Origin of the sequence: Pseudomonas bijieensis, assembly GCF_013347965.1 — a bacterium.
In the GTDB taxonomy this organism is placed as follows: Bacteria; Pseudomonadota; Gammaproteobacteria; order Pseudomonadales; family Pseudomonadaceae; genus Aquipseudomonas; species Aquipseudomonas bijieensis.
In genome coordinates this window covers 6,153,865-6,170,247 of record NZ_CP048810.1, presented here as the reverse complement: position 1 = coordinate 6,170,247, position 16,383 = coordinate 6,153,865, and the positions used below count along the sequence as shown (strand labels likewise).

Annotated in this window: 13 protein-coding genes; 7 read left to right on the top strand and 6 right to left on the bottom strand. The window is 61.5% G+C overall.

The window, feature by feature from the left end; all coding sequences use genetic code 11:
• Positions 1–15 precede the first annotated feature (15 nt).
• From acnD to GN234_RS27475, 4 genes are all read right to left on the bottom strand, one after another.
• Positions 16–2,607: a Fe/S-dependent 2-methylisocitrate dehydratase AcnD gene (acnD, locus tag GN234_RS27490; protein ID WP_116833098.1), complete on the bottom strand. Its 2,592-nt coding sequence runs from the start codon at positions 2,605–2,607 to the stop codon at positions 16–18.
• Between the two features lie 197 nt (positions 2,608–2,804).
• Positions 2,805–3,932 carry a bifunctional 2-methylcitrate synthase/citrate synthase gene (gene prpC / locus GN234_RS27485; protein ID WP_109756494.1) on the bottom strand — a complete coding sequence of 376 codons (1,128 nt, stop codon included), beginning with the start codon at positions 3,930–3,932 and terminating at the stop codon, positions 2,805–2,807.
• Between the two features lie 42 nt (positions 3,933–3,974).
• Positions 3,975–4,865, bottom strand: a complete 891-nt coding sequence (gene prpB, locus GN234_RS27480) for a methylisocitrate lyase (protein WP_109756493.1) — start codon at positions 4,863–4,865, stop codon at positions 3,975–3,977.
• A complete protein-coding gene (locus tag GN234_RS27475; RefSeq protein ID WP_003204063.1) occupies positions 4,862–5,575 on the bottom strand; it encodes a GntR family transcriptional regulator in 714 nt (237 codons plus the stop codon). The genes prpB and GN234_RS27475 overlap by 4 nt, the downstream gene beginning before the upstream one ends.
• A 282-nt stretch (positions 5,576–5,857) precedes the next feature.
• Here GN234_RS27475 and rloA point away from each other — a divergent pair, with 282 nt between their 5' ends.
• The 4 genes from rloA (at position 5,858) to pabB (ending at position 10,629) form a co-directional block, all read left to right on the top strand.
• Complete coding sequence (gene rloA, locus GN234_RS27470; RefSeq protein WP_003179569.1) at positions 5,858–6,394, top strand: retropepsin-like aspartic peptidase RloA; 537 nt, start codon at positions 5,858–5,860, stop codon at positions 6,392–6,394.
• Between the two features lie 5 nt (positions 6,395–6,399).
• Complete coding sequence (rloB, locus tag GN234_RS27465; RefSeq protein WP_109756492.1) at positions 6,400–7,932, top strand: osmotic stress tolerance membrane protein RloB; 1,533 nt, start codon at positions 6,400–6,402, stop codon at positions 7,930–7,932.
• Positions 7,932–8,918: an alpha-L-glutamate ligase-like protein gene (locus GN234_RS27460; protein ID WP_116833099.1), complete on the top strand. Its 987-nt coding sequence runs from the start codon at positions 7,932–7,934 to the stop codon at positions 8,916–8,918. Before rloB ends, GN234_RS27460 begins: the two co-directional genes overlap by 1 nt.
• 367 nt (positions 8,919–9,285) lie before the next feature.
• Positions 9,286–10,629 carry an aminodeoxychorismate synthase component I gene (gene pabB, locus GN234_RS27455; RefSeq protein WP_176689353.1) on the top strand — a complete coding sequence of 448 codons (1,344 nt, stop codon included), beginning with the start codon at positions 9,286–9,288 and terminating at the stop codon, positions 10,627–10,629.
• 258 nt (positions 10,630–10,887) lie between these two features.
• Here pabB and thrH read toward each other — a convergent pair whose 3' ends face one another.
• Positions 10,888–11,505 carry a bifunctional phosphoserine phosphatase/homoserine phosphotransferase ThrH gene (gene thrH / locus GN234_RS27450; RefSeq protein ID WP_163857562.1) on the bottom strand — a complete coding sequence of 206 codons (618 nt, stop codon included), beginning with the start codon at positions 11,503–11,505 and terminating at the stop codon, positions 10,888–10,890.
• A gap of 174 nt (positions 11,506–11,679) precedes the next feature.
• On the opposite strand from thrH, the gene GN234_RS27445 reads away from it, so the two are divergent.
• The 3 genes from GN234_RS27445 to GN234_RS27435 all read left to right on the top strand — a co-directional run bounded on the left by GN234_RS27445 (position 11,680) and on the right by GN234_RS27435 (position 15,191).
• Positions 11,680–12,423 carry a phosphoadenylyl-sulfate reductase gene (locus GN234_RS27445; RefSeq protein WP_063325000.1) on the top strand — a complete coding sequence of 248 codons (744 nt, stop codon included), beginning with the start codon at positions 11,680–11,682 and terminating at the stop codon, positions 12,421–12,423.
• A gap of 448 nt (positions 12,424–12,871) precedes the next feature.
• Positions 12,872–14,401: an NCS1 family nucleobase:cation symporter-1 gene (locus GN234_RS27440; RefSeq protein WP_109756518.1), complete on the top strand. Its 1,530-nt coding sequence runs from the start codon at positions 12,872–12,874 to the stop codon at positions 14,399–14,401.
• A 61-nt stretch (positions 14,402–14,462) separates the two neighbouring features.
• A complete protein-coding gene (locus tag GN234_RS27435) occupies positions 14,463–15,191 on the top strand; it encodes an aspartate/glutamate racemase family protein (RefSeq protein ID WP_109756488.1) in 729 nt (242 codons plus the stop codon).
• 146 nt (positions 15,192–15,337) lie between these two features.
• Here GN234_RS27435 and GN234_RS27430 read toward each other — a convergent pair whose 3' ends face one another.
• Positions 15,338–16,261, bottom strand: coding sequence for a LysR family transcriptional regulator (locus tag GN234_RS27430; RefSeq protein WP_109756487.1), 924 nt, complete (start codon positions 16,259–16,261; stop codon positions 15,338–15,340).
• Positions 16,262–16,383 lie beyond the last annotated feature (122 nt).

Genomic DNA, 16,383 nt, shown 5'->3' with positions numbered 1-16,383 from the left:
GTCCGCAGCTGTGATTTAGACGGCAACCGCCGATTCAAGGAAGTCCTGGGCAAAGCGTTGCAGCACGCCACCGGCTTCGTAGATCGACACTTCTTCAGCAGTGTCGAGGCGGCAGGTCACCGGCACCTCGACACGCTCGCCGTTCTTGCGAGTGATGACCAGGGTCAGCGTCGCCCGCGGAGTGCGCTCGCCGATCACGTCATAGACTTCACTGCCGTCGATGCCCAAGGTCTTGCGGTTGGTGCCAGGCTTAAACTCCAGCGGCAACACGCCCATGCCCACCAGGTTGGTGCGATGGATACGCTCGAAGCCTTCGGCGGCAATCGCCTCGACACCCGCCAGGCGCACGCCCTTGGCCGCCCAGTCCCGGGATGAACCCTGGCCATAGTCGGCACCGGCAATGATGATCAGCGGTTGCTTGCGCTCCATGTAGGTTTCGATGGCTTCCCACATGCGCATGACCTTGCCTTCGGGCTCGACCCGGGCCAGGGAGCCCTGCTTGACCTTGCCGTTTTCCTGGACCATTTCGTTGAACAGTTTCGGGTTGGCGAAGGTCGCGCGTTGCGCGGTCAGGTGGTCGCCGCGGTGGGTCGCGTAGGAGTTGAAGTCCTCCTCCGGCAGGCCCATTTTCGCCAGGTATTCGCCGGCGGCGCTGTCCAGCATGATGGCGTTGGACGGCGACAGGTGATCAGTGGTGATGTTGTCCGGCAGCACCGCCAGCGGACGCATGCCCTTGAGCGGCCGCGCGCCGGCCAGCGCCCCTTCCCAGTAGGGAGGGCGACGGATGTAGGTGCTTTGTGGACGCCAGTCGTACAGCGGCGTGACTTTCGGCCCGGTGTCCTCCTGGATGGCGAACATCGGGATGTACACCTGGCGGAACTGCTCCGGTTTCACCGAAGCCTTGACCACCGCGTCGATTTCTTCGTCGCTCGGCCAGATGTCCTTGAGGCGGATTTCCCGACCGTCCACCACGCCCAGTACATCTTTCTCGATGTCGAAGCGGATGGTCCCGGCGATCGCGTAGGCGACCACCAGTGGCGGCGAGGCAAGGAACGCCTGCTTGGCATACGGATGGATACGTCCGTCGAAGTTGCGGTTGCCCGACAACACGGCGGTGGCGTACAGGTCGCGGTCGATGATTTCCTGTTGGATCACCGGGTCCAGCGCACCGGACATGCCGTTGCAAGTGGTGCAAGCGAACGCCACCACGCCGAAGCCCAGCTTTTCGAGCTCGGACGTCAAGCCCGCTTCATCCAGGTACAGCGCCACGGTTTTCGAACCCGGCGCCAGGGACGACTTGACCCACGGCTTGCGGGCCAGCCCCAGGCGATTGGCGTTGCGCGCCAGCAGGCCGGCAGCGATCACGTTGCGCGGGTTACTGGTGTTGGTGCAACTGGTGATGGCCGCGATGATCACGGCGCCGTCGGGCATTTGCCCGGGCACATCGTCCCACTGGCCGGAGATACCTTTGGCGGCCAGATCCGACACCGCGACGCGGGCGTGAGGGTTGCTCGGGCCTGCCATGTTGCGCACCACCGAGGACAAATCGAAGGTCAAGCCACGCTCGTATTGCGCGCCCTTGAGCGTGTCGGCCCACAGGCCTGTCTGCTTGGCGTAGGTCTCGACCAGTTGCACCTGCTGGTCTTCGCGACCGGTGAGCTTCAGGTAATCGATGGTTTGCTGATCGATGTAGAACATCGCCGCCGTGGCGCCGTATTCCGGGGCCATGTTGGAGATAGTCGCGCGATCGCCCAAGGTCAGGGCACTGGCACCTTCGCCGAAAAATTCCAGCCAGGCACCGACGACTTTTTGCTTGCGCAGGAATTCGGTCAGTGCCAGCACCATGTCCGTGGCGGTGATGCCCGGCTGCAGTTTGCCAGTCAGCTCGACGCCGATGATTTCCGGCAGGCGCATCCACGAAGCGCGACCGAGCATGACGCTTTCGGCTTCCAGGCCGCCGACGCCGATGGCGATCACGCCCAAAGCATCGACGTGGGGCGTGTGGCTGTCGGTGCCCACGCAGGTATCGGGAAATGCCACGCCGTCACGCTGTTGGATCACCGGGGACATTTTTTCCAGGTTGATCTGGTGCATGATCCCGTTGCCCGGCGGAATCACGTCGACGTTCTTGAAGGCTTTCTTGGTCCAGTTGATGAAGTGAAAGCGGTCTTCGTTGCGCCGGTCTTCGATGGCGCGGTTCTTGGCGAAGGCCTGGGGATCGAAACCAGCGCTTTCCACCGCCAGGGAGTGGTCGACGATCAGTTGGGTCGGCACCACCGGGTTGACCTGTGCCGGGTCGCCGCCCTGCAAAGCGATGGCGTCGCGCAGGCCCGCCAGGTCCACCAGCGCGGTCTGGCCGAGGATGTCATGGCACACCACCCGCGCCGGGAACCAGGGGAAGTCCAGGTCGCGCTTGCGCTCGATCAGTTGCAACAGCGATTCACGCAGCGTGGCCGGGTCGCAGCGACGCACCAGGTTTTCCGCCAGCACGCGAGAGGTGTATGGCAGGCTATCGTAGGCGCCGGGCCGAATGGCCTCCACGGCCCCGCGAACGTCGAAATAATCCAGCGAAGTGCCGGGTAGCGGTTTGCGAAATTCTGTGTTCATCGTCAGGACTCGGGTCACGGTGGTTTCAGAAGGGTTGGCGCAGCGACTGAAGTAACCTGTTCTCTTGTGGGAGCGAGCCTGCTCGCGATTGCGGTGTGTCGGTCAACATTTATGCTGCTGACCCGACGCCATCGCGAGCAGGCTCGCTCCCACAGGTTTTTGGGTTTGTCCGGTACCTGCGGCTAGAACCCTCCAGCTCAGCGTCGTTCGATTGGCACGAACTTGCGCTGTTCGACGCCGGTGTATTCGGCGCTCGGTCGGATGATGCGGTTGTTGGCGCGTTGTTCGAACACGTGGGCGGCCCAGCCGGTCAGGCGCGAGCAGACGAAGATCGGCGTGAACAGCTTGGTCGGGATGCCCATGAAGTGGTACGCCGAGGCATGGTAGAAATCGGCGTTGGGGAACAGCTTCTTCTGCTCCCACATGGTCTTGTCGATGGCCTCGGAGACCGGGAACAGCACCGTGTCGCCCACTTCGTCGGCGAGTTTCTTCGACCAACCCTTGATCACCTCGTTGCGCGGGTCGTTGTCCTTATAGATCGCGTGGCCGAAGCCCATGATCTTGTCCTTGCGCGCGAGCATGCCGAGGGTGCCTTCGATGGCTTCCTGCGGCGAGCTGAAACGCTCGATCATTTCCATTGCCGCTTCGTTGGCGCCGCCGTGCAGCGGACCGCGCAGCGAACCGATGGCGGCGGTGATGCAGGAAAACAGGTCCGACAGAGTGGAGGCGCAGACCCGGGCAGTGAAGGTCGAGGCGTTGAACTCGTGCTCGGCGTAGAGGATCAGCGAGACGTTCATCACCTTGACGTGCAACTCGCTCGGCTGCTTGCCATGCAGCAGGTGCAGGAAATGGCCGCCGATGGAAGTTTCGTCGGTCACGCATTCGATGCGCTGGCCTTGGTGGCTGAAGCGATACCAGTAGCACATGATCGCCGGGAACGCGGCCAGCAAGCGATCGGTCTTGTCGTGTTGCTCGGAAAAGTCCTTCTCAGGTTCCAGGTTGCCCAAAAACGAGCAGCCGGTGCGCATCACGTCCATCGGGTGGGCGTCGGCGGGAATGCGCTCCAACACTTCTTTCAGGGCTTGGGGCAAGTCCCGCAGTTGGCTCAATTTGCGCGTATAGGCATCCAGTTGGGCCTGGGTCGGCAGCTCACCGTACAACAGCAGGTAGGCGACTTCTTCAAACTGCGCGTCCGCCGCCAGGTCGCGAACGTCGTAGCCGCGATAGGTCAGGCCCGCGCCCGATTGGCCCACGGTGGACAATGCGGTTTGCCCGGCCACCTGGCCACGGAGCCCGGCGCCACTGAGTACTTTTGCTTCGGCCATTTGCTGTCTCCATTTTCTTGAATTTATAGGGGGAGTCGCGCCTTACTTCTTCGCCGCGAACAACGCATCGAGCTTCTGCTCGAAGGTGTGGTAGTCGATGCGATCATAAAGCTCCATGCGCGTTTGCATGGTGTCGATGACATTCTGTTGCGTGCCGTCGCGGCGGATCGCGGTGTAGACGTTCTCGGCTGCCTTGTTCATGGCGCGGAACGCCGACAGCGGGTACAGCACCAGGGACACATCGGCACCGGCCAGCTGTTCGGTGGTGTACAGCGGGGTCGCGCCGAATTCAGTGATGTTGGCCAGGATCGGCGCTTTCACGCGGCTGGCGAACAGCTTGTACATATCAAGCTCGGTGATGGCTTCGGGGAAAATCATGTCGGCACCGGCCTCGATGCACGCGGCGGCGCGGTCCAGGGCCGACTCCAAGCCTTCCACGGCCAGGGCGTCGGTACGCGCCATGATTACAAAACTGTCATCGGTGCGGGCATCGACGGCGGCCTTGATGCGGTCGACCATCTCCTGCTGCGAGACGATTTCCTTGTTCGGACGATGGCCGCAACGCTTGGCGCCGACCTGGTCTTCGATATGGATGGCCGCCGCGCCGAACTTGATCATCGATTTGACCGTACGGGCCACGTTGAACGCCGAGGAACCGAAACCGGTGTCCACGTCCACCAGCAACGGCAGGTCGCAGACGTCGGTGATACGGCGCACATCGGTCAGCACGTCATCCAGGCCGGTGATGCCCAGGTCCGGCACGCCGAGGGAACCGGCCGCCACGCCGCCACCCGACAGGTAGATCGCCTTGAAACCGGCGCGTTTGGCCAGCAGCGCGTGGTTGGCGTTGATTGTGCCCACCACTTGCAGCGGATGCTCATTGGCGACCGCATCGCGGAAACGCTGGCCTGGCGTGCTCTTGCTGGAACTCATGACTCACCTCGTTCAGTGGCGGCGCTGTCCTGGAAATGACGCGCGATATTGCGTTTGGAGGCGCCGATGTGCCGGCGCATCAATAATTCAGCCAGTTCGCCGTCACGGTCGGCGATGGCATCGAGAATCCGATGGTGCTCGGCAAAGGCCTGGCGTGGACGGTTGGGCGTGGTGGAAAACTGGATGCGGTACATACGCACCAGTTGGTACAGCTCACCGCACAGCATTTGCGTCAGGGTGCGGTTGCCGCTGCCCTGGATGATCCGGTAATGAAAGTCGAAATCGCCTTCCTGCTGGTAATAGCCGACACCGGCCTGGAACGCCGCATCGCGCTCGTGGGTCTCCAGGACCCGGCGCAGTTCGTCGATTTCTTCCAACGTCATGCGCTCAGCCGCCAAACGGCAGGCCATGCCTTCGAGGGACTCACGGATTTCATAGAGTTCCAGCAGCTCGGCGTGGCTCAAGGACACCACCCGGGCGCCGACGTGAGGCACGCGCACCAGCAGGCGCTGGCCCTCCAGGCGATGGATCGCCTCGCGCAGCGGACCGCGGCTGATGCCGTAGGTACGCGCCAGCTCGGGCTCGGAGATCTTGCTGCCGGGGGCGATCTCGCCTTTGACGATGGCGGCCTGGATACGCCGGAAGACGTTCTCGGACAGGGTCTCCGAGTCGTCCTGGGCCATCACCGGGGTTTCGAGCTGATCGAGCATATTGTCGACACCTTGAAAATCAATAAGGCAAAAACTATCCAATAGCAGCGTAAACGTCAAAACAAAAATCAACATTGTCGACAATCGTCTAATAAGCGCCCTGGCGATAACCCTTCTGCATGAAGACTCGTAGCGTCCGGCCAGCGGTGGCGTCAGAAAACCACCGTGCTAGAATGCCGCCGCTATTCGCCGCTCTCTTTTATATAGGGAAGGCTATTGAAGGAGCTTGTGCAGTAATGCCAGGGCCTGAACCGATAAACGGAACGCTGCGCACCAGGATCTATGACACTCAAGCCCTTATCTGCCGCTCTTTATTTCATGTGCCTGCCGGGGCTTGCCGCGGCGGGTGAAAAAACCGTGTACGGCCTCAACGAATACGCCGCCCTGCAAGGCATCGACCTGGAGGTCGCCGCCAAGCTCGACACCGGCGCCAAGACCGCCTCCCTCAGCGCCCGTGATATCAAGCGCTTCAAGCGCAATGGCGAATCCTGGGTGCGCTTTTACCTGGCCATCGACGCGGCCCACTCGCACCCCATCGAACGTCCGTTGGCCCGCGTCAGCAAGATCAAGCGTCGCGCCGGCGACTACGACCCGGAAGAAGGCAAGAAGTACACGGCCCGTCCAGTCATCGAACTGGACATCTGCATGGGCTCGGCCCTGCGCAGCATCGAAGTGAACCTGACCGACCGTAGCGCCTTCCAATACCCGTTGCTGATCGGTTCCGAGGCGCTCAAGCGCTTCGATGCGCTGGTCGACCCCAGTCTTAAATACGCTGCCGGCAAACCCGCCTGCGCCAATGCCGCTCAAACCGCAGAGTAATTCCAATGCGCTCCCTTACCCTCCATCTGAAAATGCTGATCGCCATCCTGGTGGTGCTGGGCCTGTCGGTGACGGCCTATCAGATTTTCGTGCTCGGCATCCCGGTCACCGAAGACGCCACCGACGACTTGTGGAACATCGACGCCAAGGTCGAGTTCGTGCCCAACGCCAAGGATCCGGTCAAGATCCAGATGTTCGTGCCGCCCCTGAGCCGCGACTACGTGAGTCTCAACGAGAGTTTCATCTCCAATAATTACGGTGTGGCGGTGAACCGGGTCGACGGTAACCGCAAGGTGACGTGGTCGGCCCGTCGGGCCAAGGGCAACCAGACCCTTTATTACCGTTTGGTGCTGACCAAGCGCTACAGCGCCGAGAAAACCAAGGTCAAGGGCCCGACCTTCCGCGACAGCATCGCCGTCGAAGGCCCGGAAAAACTGGCCGCCGAAGCCCTGCTCGCACCGATCCGCCAACATTCGGCCGACGTCGAGACGTTCATCAGCGAAGCGATCAAGCGGGTCAACAACCTCAACGACGACAACGTCAAGCTGCTGCTGGCCGGCGATCCTTCTTCGGCCAACAAGGCGCGTATCGTCGAATTGGTGCTGTCCATCGCCCACGTGCCGGTGGAAAAGGTCCATACCATTCGCCTGGTGGCCGACCAGCCGCAGGCACCGGAACTGTGGCTGCGCAGTTTCAACGGCACCGACTGGCTGTATTTCAACCCGGACTCCGGCGAACAGGGCCTGCCCACCGACCGCCTGTTGTGGTGGACCGGCGATGAAAACCTGATCACCGTCGATGGCGGCAAGAAAGCCACCGTGACCTTCAGCATGAACAACAGCGAAATGAACGCCATTCGCCTGGCCAAGCTGACGGACGAGAACACCGACGCCAACTTTCTCGAATACTCGCTGTACGGTCTGCCGCTGCAAACCCAGCAGACGTTCATGATCATGGTGATGATCCCGATCGGCGTGCTGGTGATTCTGATATTGCGCAACCTGATCGGCCTGCAAACCCTGGGCACCTTTACTCCGGTACTGATCGCCCTGGCCTTCCGCGAAACTCAACTGGGCTTCGGGATCATCCTGTTCACGGTGATCACCACCCTGGGCCTGTCACTGCGTTCGTACCTGGAACACCTTAAACTGCAGATGCTGCCGAGGCTCTCGGTGGTACTGACGTTCGTGGTGGTGCTGATCGCCGCCATCAGCCTGTTCAGTCATAAGCTGGGCCTGGAGCGCGGCCTGTCGGTGGCGCTGTTCCCTATGGTGATCCTGACCATGACCATCGAGCGCCTGTCCATCACCTGGGAAGAACGCGGCGCCGGCCACGCGATGAAAGTCGCCATCGGCACCTTGTTCGCCGCGTCCCTGGCGCACCTGATCATGAGCGTGCCGGAGCTGGTGTACTTCGTGTTCACCTTCCCGGCGGTCCTGTTGATCCTGGTGGGCTTCATGCTGGCCATGGGGCGTTATCGCGGCTACCGCCTGACCGAGCTGGTCCGGTTCAAGGCCTTCCTCAAGGCAGACTCCTGATGTTCGGTTTCTGGAAGACCTGGAAGGCCCTGGAAGCCCGGGGCATCATGGGCATCAACCGGCGTAATGCCGACTACGTGCTCAAGTACAACAAGCGCAGCCTGTACCCCATCGTCGATGACAAGATCATCACCAAGGAACGGGCCATCGCCGCCGGCATTCATGTACCGGAGCTGTACGGGGTGATCTCCACCGAAAAGGAAATCGACAAGCTCGACGAGATCATCGGCGGGCGCACCGACTTCGTCATCAAGCCGGCCCAGGGCGCTGGTGGCGACGGCATCATCGTCATCGCCGACCGCTTCGAAGGCCGCTATCGCACAGTGTCCGGCAAGATCATCAGCCATGAGGAAATCGAGCACCATGTCTCCAGCATCCTCACCGGCCTGTATTCCTTGGGCGGGCACCGTGACCGGGCGCTGATCGAGTACCGCGTGACGCCGGACCAGATCTTCAAGAGCATCAGCTACGAAGGCGTGCCGGACATCCGCATCATCGTGCTGATGGGCTATCCGGTGATGGCCATGCTGCGCTTGCCGACCCGTCAATCCGGCGGCAAGGCCAACCTGCACCAGGGCGCCATCGGCGTGGGCGTCGACCTCGCCACCGGCCTGACCCTGCGCGGCACCTGGCTGAACAACATCATCACCAAGCACCCCGACACCACCAACGCGGTGGACGGCGTGCAACTGCCCTACTGGGACGGTTTCATGAAACTGGCCGCCGGTTGCTATGAACTGTGCGGGCTGGGCTACATCGGCGTGGACATGGTGCTGGACCAGGAAAAAGGGCCGCTGATCCTGGAACTGAATGCCCGGCCGGGCCTGAACATCCAGATCGCCAATGACTGCGGCCTGACCCTGCGCACCCACGCGGTGGAGGCCCGCCTGGAAGAACTCCAAGCCCGGGGCGTTACCGAAACCGCGCAAGAACGCGTGGCGTTTGCCCAGGAGCTGTTTGGGCATATTCCGCCGGTTGAGGGTTGAGGCTTTAACCTGGAGGCTAAGGCTAAGGCTAAGGTTGGAGACTGGAGACTGGAGTAAGAGGCTGGAGCATGAAACCCTGTGGCGAGGGAGCTTGCTCCGCTGGGTTGCGCAGCAACCCCAAAGCCAGCACCGCGGTGCATCGGAGTGATTGCGTTCAACTGCCCTGGGGGTTGCTTCGCAACCCAGCGGGAGCAAGCTCCCTCGCCACAAAGTGTTCATCCCCAGATAGCTTCTGGTAGCCACAAAGCGCTTATACCCAAATAGCTTCAATAACCACAGACGTGCTCATCTCCGACATCCCTCTAGGAGCAAATCCCACAGGGGATTACAATCGCCACCCCGCCTGAACGGCCGACCCGCCCCGCCCATGCCAACCTGCTCCGTACACCCGCTGCCCTACCGCGCCAACCCCGCCGAGTATTTCGCGGCGATCCGTCACGCTCCTGGCAGCGTCATGCTCGACAGCGGACGGCCGAGTGCCGAGCGCGGACGTTACGACCTGCTCAGTGCCTGGCCGCTGAAGCAACTGGCAGTGTTGCCCGACGAGAGCGGTAGCGATTTCCTGCAACGCCTGCGCATTCAGCTGACGCAACTGGGCGACGCGGTACTACCGGCCACGGTGCAATTGCCCTTCGCCGGCGGCCTGATCGGCTACTTGAGCTACGACTTCGGCCGACATCTCGAAGCCCTGCCGTCCCACGCCAAGGACGACCTGCAACTGCCCGATGCGCGTTTTGGCGTGTACGACTGGGCCTTGATCAGCGATCACCAGGTGGGCACCAGCCAACTGGTGTTCCACCCCCACTGCGCCGAAGACGAACGCCAACGCCTGATAGCGCTGTTCAGCCAGCCGACCACCGCGCCCGTTCTCCCGTTCAGCCTTGAAGGCCCCATGACGCCCGACCTCAGCGCCGAGGCCTATCGACAGGCGTTCGAACGGATCCAGGCGTATATCCAGGCCGGCGACTGCTACCAGGTCAACTTTGCCCAGCGCTTTCGCGCGCCCTGCCAGGGTGATGCCTGGGCCGCCTACCAGGCGCTGCGCGCAGCTTGCCCGACGCCGTTTTCCGGCTTCCAGAGCCTACCCGATGGCGGCGCGGTGCTGAGCCTGTCCCCCGAACGCTTCGTCAAGGTCAGCGAAGGCCAGGTGGAAACCCGGCCGATCAAAGGCACCCGGCCCCGCGGCACAACGCCCGCGGAAGACGCGGCCCACGCCGCCGAGCTGCTGGCCAGCCCCAAGGACCGGGCGGAAAACCTGATGATCGTCGACCTGCTGCGCAACGACCTGGGCCGCACCTGCCGTATCGGCTCGGTGCGGGTGCCGGAGTTATTCAGCCTGGAAAGCTACCCGAACGTGCATCACCTGGTCAGCAGCGTGACCGGCGAACTGGCTGTGGATAAGGACGCCCTGGACCTGATCGCCGGCAGCTTTCCCGGTGGCTCGATCACCGGCGCGCCGAAAATCCGTGCCATGCAGATCATCGACGAGCTCGAACCGACCCGTCGCGGACTGTATTGCGGCTCGTTGCTGTACCTGGACGTACGTGGGGAAATGGACAGCTCCATCGCTATCCGCAGTTTGCTGGTCAAGGATGGGCAGGTGTGTTGCTGGGGCGGTGGCGGAATTGTCGCGGACTCGGATTGGCAGGCCGAGTATCAGGAGTCGATTACCAAGGTTCGGGTGTTGCTTGAGACCTTGCAGAACCTCTAAAAGCATCGCGGGCAAGCCTTGCTCCCACAGAGGGTATAGCGCCAGTCTGTGGGAGCAAGGCTTGCCCGCGATGACAGTGTGTCAGTCGACATCAATGCCGGCTGGACCACCGCCTTCGCGGGCAAGCCTTGCTCCCACAGGGGTATAGCGCCAGTCTGTGGGAGCAAGGCTTGCCCGCGATGACAGTGTGTCAGTCGACATCAATGCCGGCTGGACCACCGCCTTCGCGAGCAAGCCCGCTCCCACAGGGGATTGGGTTTACAGACTGAGGCTGCGGTTCGAAGCCTTGAGGAATTCCTGCTTCAACTCGGCAAACGTGTGCACCGCCGGGAACTGCGGGAACTCACGGATCACGTTCTCTGGCGCATGGAACAGAATCCCGGCATCGGCTTCACCCAGCATCGTGGTGTCGTTGTAGGAATCCCCCGCCGCAATCACCCGGTAGTACAGGCTCTTGAAAGCCAGGACCGACTGGCGCTTGGGATCTTTCTGACGCAGTTGATAACCGGTCACCCGCCCACTGTCATCGGTAATCAGCCGATGGCAGAGCAATGTCGGGAAGCCCAACTGGCGCATCAACGGCTGGGAAAATTCGTAGAACGTGTCGGAAAGAATCACCACCTGAAAGCGTTCGCGCAGCCAGTCGACGAATTCGATGGCGCCGTCCAGCGGCTTGAGGGTGGCGATGACTTCCTGGATGTCGGAGAGCTTGAGGCCGTGCTCATCGAGGATACGCAAGCGTTGCTTCATCAGCACGTCATAGTCGGGAATGTCCCGAGTGGTCGCCCTGAGGGACTCAATACCGGTTTTTTCGGCGAAGGCGATCCAGATCTCCGGGACCAGCACACCTTCCAGGTCGAGACAGGCAATTTCCACAAGACACTCCCACTTTTTTTGATGTTTATCGGTTGAGCGAACAAAAGGCCTGCCGACTCTAGCCATTCGCCGAAGTCCGCGCAACGCAGAGGAACGCGCCAGCCCCGACAGCTTTTGTTACCATCAGCCCCATATAGAGCGCCCAGCGCCACCGACCTGTAGGAAACCGCCCTGATGAGCCCATCGTTTGATGTCGTGGAACTCGCCACGACCTATGCCAACAAGTCCCCGCAGGACATCCTCAAGCTGGCCTTCGCCGAATTCGGCGATGACCTGTGGATATCTTTCAGCGGCGCCGAAGACGTGGTGCTGGTGGACATGGCCTGGAAACTGAACAAGAACGTCAAGGTGTTCAGCCTCGACACCGGCCGCCTGCACCCGGAAACCTATCGTTTCATCGATCAGGTACGCGAGCACTACAAGATCGACATCGAACTGGTCTCGCCGGACTACACGAAACTTGAACCCTTCGTGAAGGAAAAAGGCCTGTTCAGCTTCTACAAGGATGGTCATGGCGAGTGCTGCGGCATCCGCAAGATCGAACCGTTGCGACGCAAACTGACCGATGTCCGTGCCTGGGCCACCGGCCAGCGCCGCGACCAGAGCCCCGGCACCCGCAGCCAGGTGGCGGTGTTGGAAATCGACACGGCGTTCTCCACCCCCGAGCGCACCCTGTACAAGTTCAACCCGCTGTCGCAGATGACCAGCGAAGAAGTCTGGGGCTACATCCGCATGCTGGAGCTGCCTTACAACAGCCTGCATGAACGCGGCTTCATCAGCATCGGCTGCGAGCCCTGCACCCGCCCGGTGCTGCCAAACCAGCACGAGCGCGAAGGCCGCTGGTGGTGGGAAGAAGCCACGCAGAAAGAATGCGGGCTGCATGCCGGGAACATCATCGCCAAATCCAAGACCGTCTGAGCCTCTCACCCTGTACACAAAAATGTCACTACAAGTGGCATTTTTGTGTGCACTTATATCGTTTATGCCCCGAAAGGTTACACACACCTTCCCGCCTCGCCTGCCCATCCAACCCTACTGGCGTTCGCCAAAAAATAAATACCTGTTTAAACGGTCAGTTTTAAATCACGGTATTTCAGTTAGTTATTCAGACTCAATAACAAAACGAAATTAGCGCTACGGACGATAGATCCGTAAGTGGCATAAATTTGGCTTTAGTCGACAAGTGTTTTGTATACAACATTTATAAAACATACACACACTTTAGATCCGCAAGCCTGAAGCGCCCTATCCCGTACAGGCTGCAGATGCCCCGTAACCAATGATGCTCACCCGCCGCGACGAAGATTTGTCGAGCCTCAAGCTCATGCACAGTCATCGCGGCGCCGAGAATCAGGAGCCTGCCGGAATGCGTACAAGTCTCTCCAATAACATCGCGCTGGATCTGCCCTCCTCCACCACTGCCCTCGATGACCACACCGCAGCGCCCCTGGCCCTGAGCCCGCGGCTGCACAACAAAGACCTGGCGCCGACCAAGGCCGAAGGTCGACGCTGGGGTCGCTACAGCATCTTTGCCCTGTGGACCAACGACGTGCACAACATCGCCAACTATTCCTTCGCCATTGGCCTCTATGCCCTGGGCCTGGGCGGCTGGCAGATCTTGTTGTCCCTGGGGATCGGCGCGGCGCTGGTGTACGGCTTCATGAACCTGTCCGGCTACATGGGGCAGAAAACCGGGGTGCCGTTTCCGGTGATCAGCCGGATCAGTTTCGGCATCCACGGGGCGCAGATCCCGGCGTTGATCAGGGCTGTGATTGCGATTGCCTGGTTCGGCATCCAGACCTACCTGGCGTCGGTGGTTTTTCGCGTCTTGCTGGTGGCGATCCATCCCGGCTTCGCCGACTATGACCACGACTCGATCCTCGGCCTGTCGAGCCTGGGCTGGGTGTGTTTCGTGGCGATCTGGTTCGTGCAACTGGTGATCCTGGCCTACGGCATGGAAACAGTGCGCCGCTACGAAGGCTTTGCCGGCCCAGTGATACTGGTGACCGTCGCGGCCCTGGCCGGCTGGATGTACACCCAGGCCGGCGCCACCATTGCCTGGTCGATCCGCGAACCGCTGACCGGTGGTGAAATGTGGCGCAACATCTTTGCCGGCGGCGCGCTGTGGCTGTCGATCTACGGCACCTTGATTCTCAATTTCTGCGACTTCGCCCGCTCCTCGCCGTGCCGTCGGACCATCGTCGTCGGAAATTTCTGGGGCCTGCCGGTAAATATCCTGGTGTTCGCCGGGATCACCATCCTGCTCTGCGGTGCGCAATTCCAGATCAATGGGCAGATCATCGAAAGCCCGACCCAGGTGATCGCTTCGATCCCCAATACCTTCTTCCTCGTGTTGGGCTGCCTGGCCTTCCTGATCGTCACCGTGGCAGTGAACATCATGGCCAACTTCGTCGCCCCGGCCTTCGTGCTCAGCAACCTGGCGCCCAAGTACCTGAACTTCCGCCGCGCCGGGCTGATCAGCGCCGCCATTGCCGTGCTGATCCTGCCGTGGAACCTCTACAACAGCCCACTGGTGATCGTGTATTTCCTGTCCGGCCTCGGCGCCCTGCTCGGGCCGCTGTACGGGGTGATCATGGTCGACTACTGGCTGCTGCGAAAAGGCCGCATCAACGTGCCGCAACTGTATAGCGAAGACCCCAACGGTGCGTACTTCTACAGCAATGGGGTCAACCTGCGTGCGGTGGCGGCGTTCATTCCGGCCGCGCTGATCGCGATTGTCCTGGCCCTGGTGCCAGGTTTTGACGCCGTTTCACCGTTTTCCTGGCTGATTGGCGCTTCGATTGCAGGGTTGCTGTACCTGATCATCGCCAAACGCCAACCGTATTACGAAGATGTCAGCGGCGAAGCCATCGCGGTGGATAACGTCAGTCATTAATTGGCCCCAGCGGCTCGCCAGGTTCGGGTCGCTTATTTTTCTACATCAAGGAGGACAGCTCATGCGAATTCTCGTGGTCAACGTCAACACCACCGAATCCATCACCCAAGCCATCGCCCGGCAGGCTCAGGCCGTCGCCGCGCCGGGCACCGAGATCGTCGGGCTCACGCCGTACTTCGGTGCCGATTCCATCGAGGGCAATTTTGAAAGTTACCTGGCGGCCATCGCGGTGATGGACCGGGTGATGTCCTACGACCAGCCGTTCGACGCGGTGATCCAGGCCGGCTACGGCGAGCATGGCCGTGAAGGCCTGCAGGAACTGCTCAACGTGCCGGTGGTGGACATCACCGATGCCGGCGCCAGCACCGCGATGTTCCTCGGTCATGCCTATTCGGTGGTCACGACCCTGGACCGCACCGTGCCGCTGATCGAGGATCGGCTCAAGCTTTCCGGCCTGTTCGACCGCTGCGCCTCGGTACGGGCCAGCGGCCTGGCGGTGCTGGAACTGGAGCAAGACCCGCAGCGGGCGGTCGAAGCCATCGTGCAGCAGGCCGAACTGGCGGTCAGCCAGGACAAGGCCGAGGTGATCTGCCTGGGCTGCGGCGGCATGGCCGGGCTCGATGAGCAGATCCGCCGGCGCACCGGGGTGCCGGTGGTCGATGGGGTGACCGCGGCGGTGACCATTGCCGAATCGCTGGTGCGGCTGGGGTTGTCGACGTCGAAAGTGCGCACCTATGCGACACCTCGGCCCAAGACCATCATTGGCTGGCCGGGGCGATTTGGGCGGTGAGTTCATAGCCTTGGGCCGAGGCGCCCCGAATCGCGAGCAAGCTCGCTCCCACAGGTGATGGGTGGTGATCAGAAGTCTGTGAACACATCCAACTCTGTCGGAGCGAGCCTGCTCGCGATTGGGGCCAACTCGGTCCCAAGCCCAGCTCAGACCGCACTGAACCGCTGCGCCAGCCCCTGCGCGGCAAACTGCTCGATGATGAAATCCACGAACGCCCGGGTCTTGCCCGGCAAGAGTTTGTGCTCGGCGTAGTAGATGGAGATGTTGCCATCATCGACATACCAGTCCGGCAGCACTCGCTGCAACGCGCCGGACTCCAGGAAGGGAACGGCGATCGGCATGCTCACCAGGCCGATGCCCAAGCCTTGGGCGGCCGCCGCGCAGTCGGCTTCCGAATCGCTCATGGTCATGCGCGTCTTGAGCGTCAGTGGCCTGTGTTCTCGACTGCGGCTGGTCAGTTGCCAGGAACGGACGCGCCCGGTCTGGGGCGAACGAATCAGGATGCCTTGGTGTTGTGACAGATCTTCCGGTTCTGTCACGGCGGCATGGCTTTGCAGATAGTCCGTGGATGCAACCAGCACCCGATGGGCCACCGTCAACTTGCGCGCCACCACGCCCTGGGGCAGTTCGAAACCGCCGCCGATGGCGGCATCGAAGCCCTGGCCGATCAGGTCCACCTGGCGGTTATCGAAATGCCAGTCCGGGTTGATCGCCGGGTAGCGCCGCAGAAACTCTCCCAGCAAGGGCACGACATACAATCGACCGAACGCCGTGCCCATGCTCACCTTCAGCGTCCCCGCCGGTTGCCCTCCGGCGCTGGCCAGGTTGGCGACGGCGTTCTGGATGGTGTTGAAGCTGCTGCCGACTTCCCTCAGGAACAACTGACCGGCTTCGGTCAGCCTCAGGCTGCGGGTGCTGCGCTGGAACAGGCGTACGCCCATGCGCGCCTCCAGCTTGGCAACGCTTTTACCCACCGCTGCGGGGGTCACGCTCAAGCGTCGCGCCGCTTCGGCAAAGCTGCCGACTTCCGCGCTACGCACAAAGCATTCGATACTGTTAAAGGTCTCCATGCGCCACACTCTAAACTTTTGGTTTAGACAGACTATAGCAATGTAGGTCTACACAGCCCACGACGCCTTCTTGATACTCGCTCCATCACCGCGGCATCTCGCCCCGGCACTTTTTGGAGAAC

Bases quoted from the DNA above. Each gene is read 5' to 3' on its own strand.
- GN234_RS27435 (WP_109756488.1), top strand. From the start codon at position 14,463: ATGCGAATTCTCGTGGTCAACGTCAACACCACCGAATCCATCACCCAA.
- pabB (WP_176689353.1), top strand. From the start codon at position 9,286: ATGCCAACCTGCTCCGTACACCCGCTGCCCTACCGCGCCAACCCCGCC.
- acnD (WP_116833098.1), bottom strand. From the start codon at position 2,607: ATGAACACAGAATTTCGCAAACCGCTACCCGGCACTTCGCTGGATTAT.
- GN234_RS27475 (WP_003204063.1), bottom strand. From the start codon at position 5,575: ATGCTCGATCAGCTCGAAACCCCGGTGATGGCCCAGGACGACTCGGAG.
- GN234_RS27440 (WP_109756518.1), top strand. From the start codon at position 12,872: ATGCGTACAAGTCTCTCCAATAACATCGCGCTGGATCTGCCCTCCTCC.
- prpB (WP_109756493.1), bottom strand. From the start codon at position 4,865: ATGAGTTCCAGCAAGAGCACGCCAGGCCAGCGTTTCCGCGATGCGGTC.
- prpC (WP_109756494.1), bottom strand. From the start codon at position 3,932: ATGGCCGAAGCAAAAGTACTCAGTGGCGCCGGGCTCCGTGGCCAGGTG.
- GN234_RS27460 (WP_116833099.1), top strand. From the start codon at position 7,932: ATGTTCGGTTTCTGGAAGACCTGGAAGGCCCTGGAAGCCCGGGGCATC.
- rloB (WP_109756492.1), top strand. From the start codon at position 6,400: ATGCGCTCCCTTACCCTCCATCTGAAAATGCTGATCGCCATCCTGGTG.
- rloA (WP_003179569.1), top strand. From the start codon at position 5,858: ATGACACTCAAGCCCTTATCTGCCGCTCTTTATTTCATGTGCCTGCCG.
- GN234_RS27445 (WP_063325000.1), top strand. From the start codon at position 11,680: ATGAGCCCATCGTTTGATGTCGTGGAACTCGCCACGACCTATGCCAAC.
- GN234_RS27430 (WP_109756487.1), bottom strand. From the start codon at position 16,261: ATGGAGACCTTTAACAGTATCGAATGCTTTGTGCGTAGCGCGGAAGTC.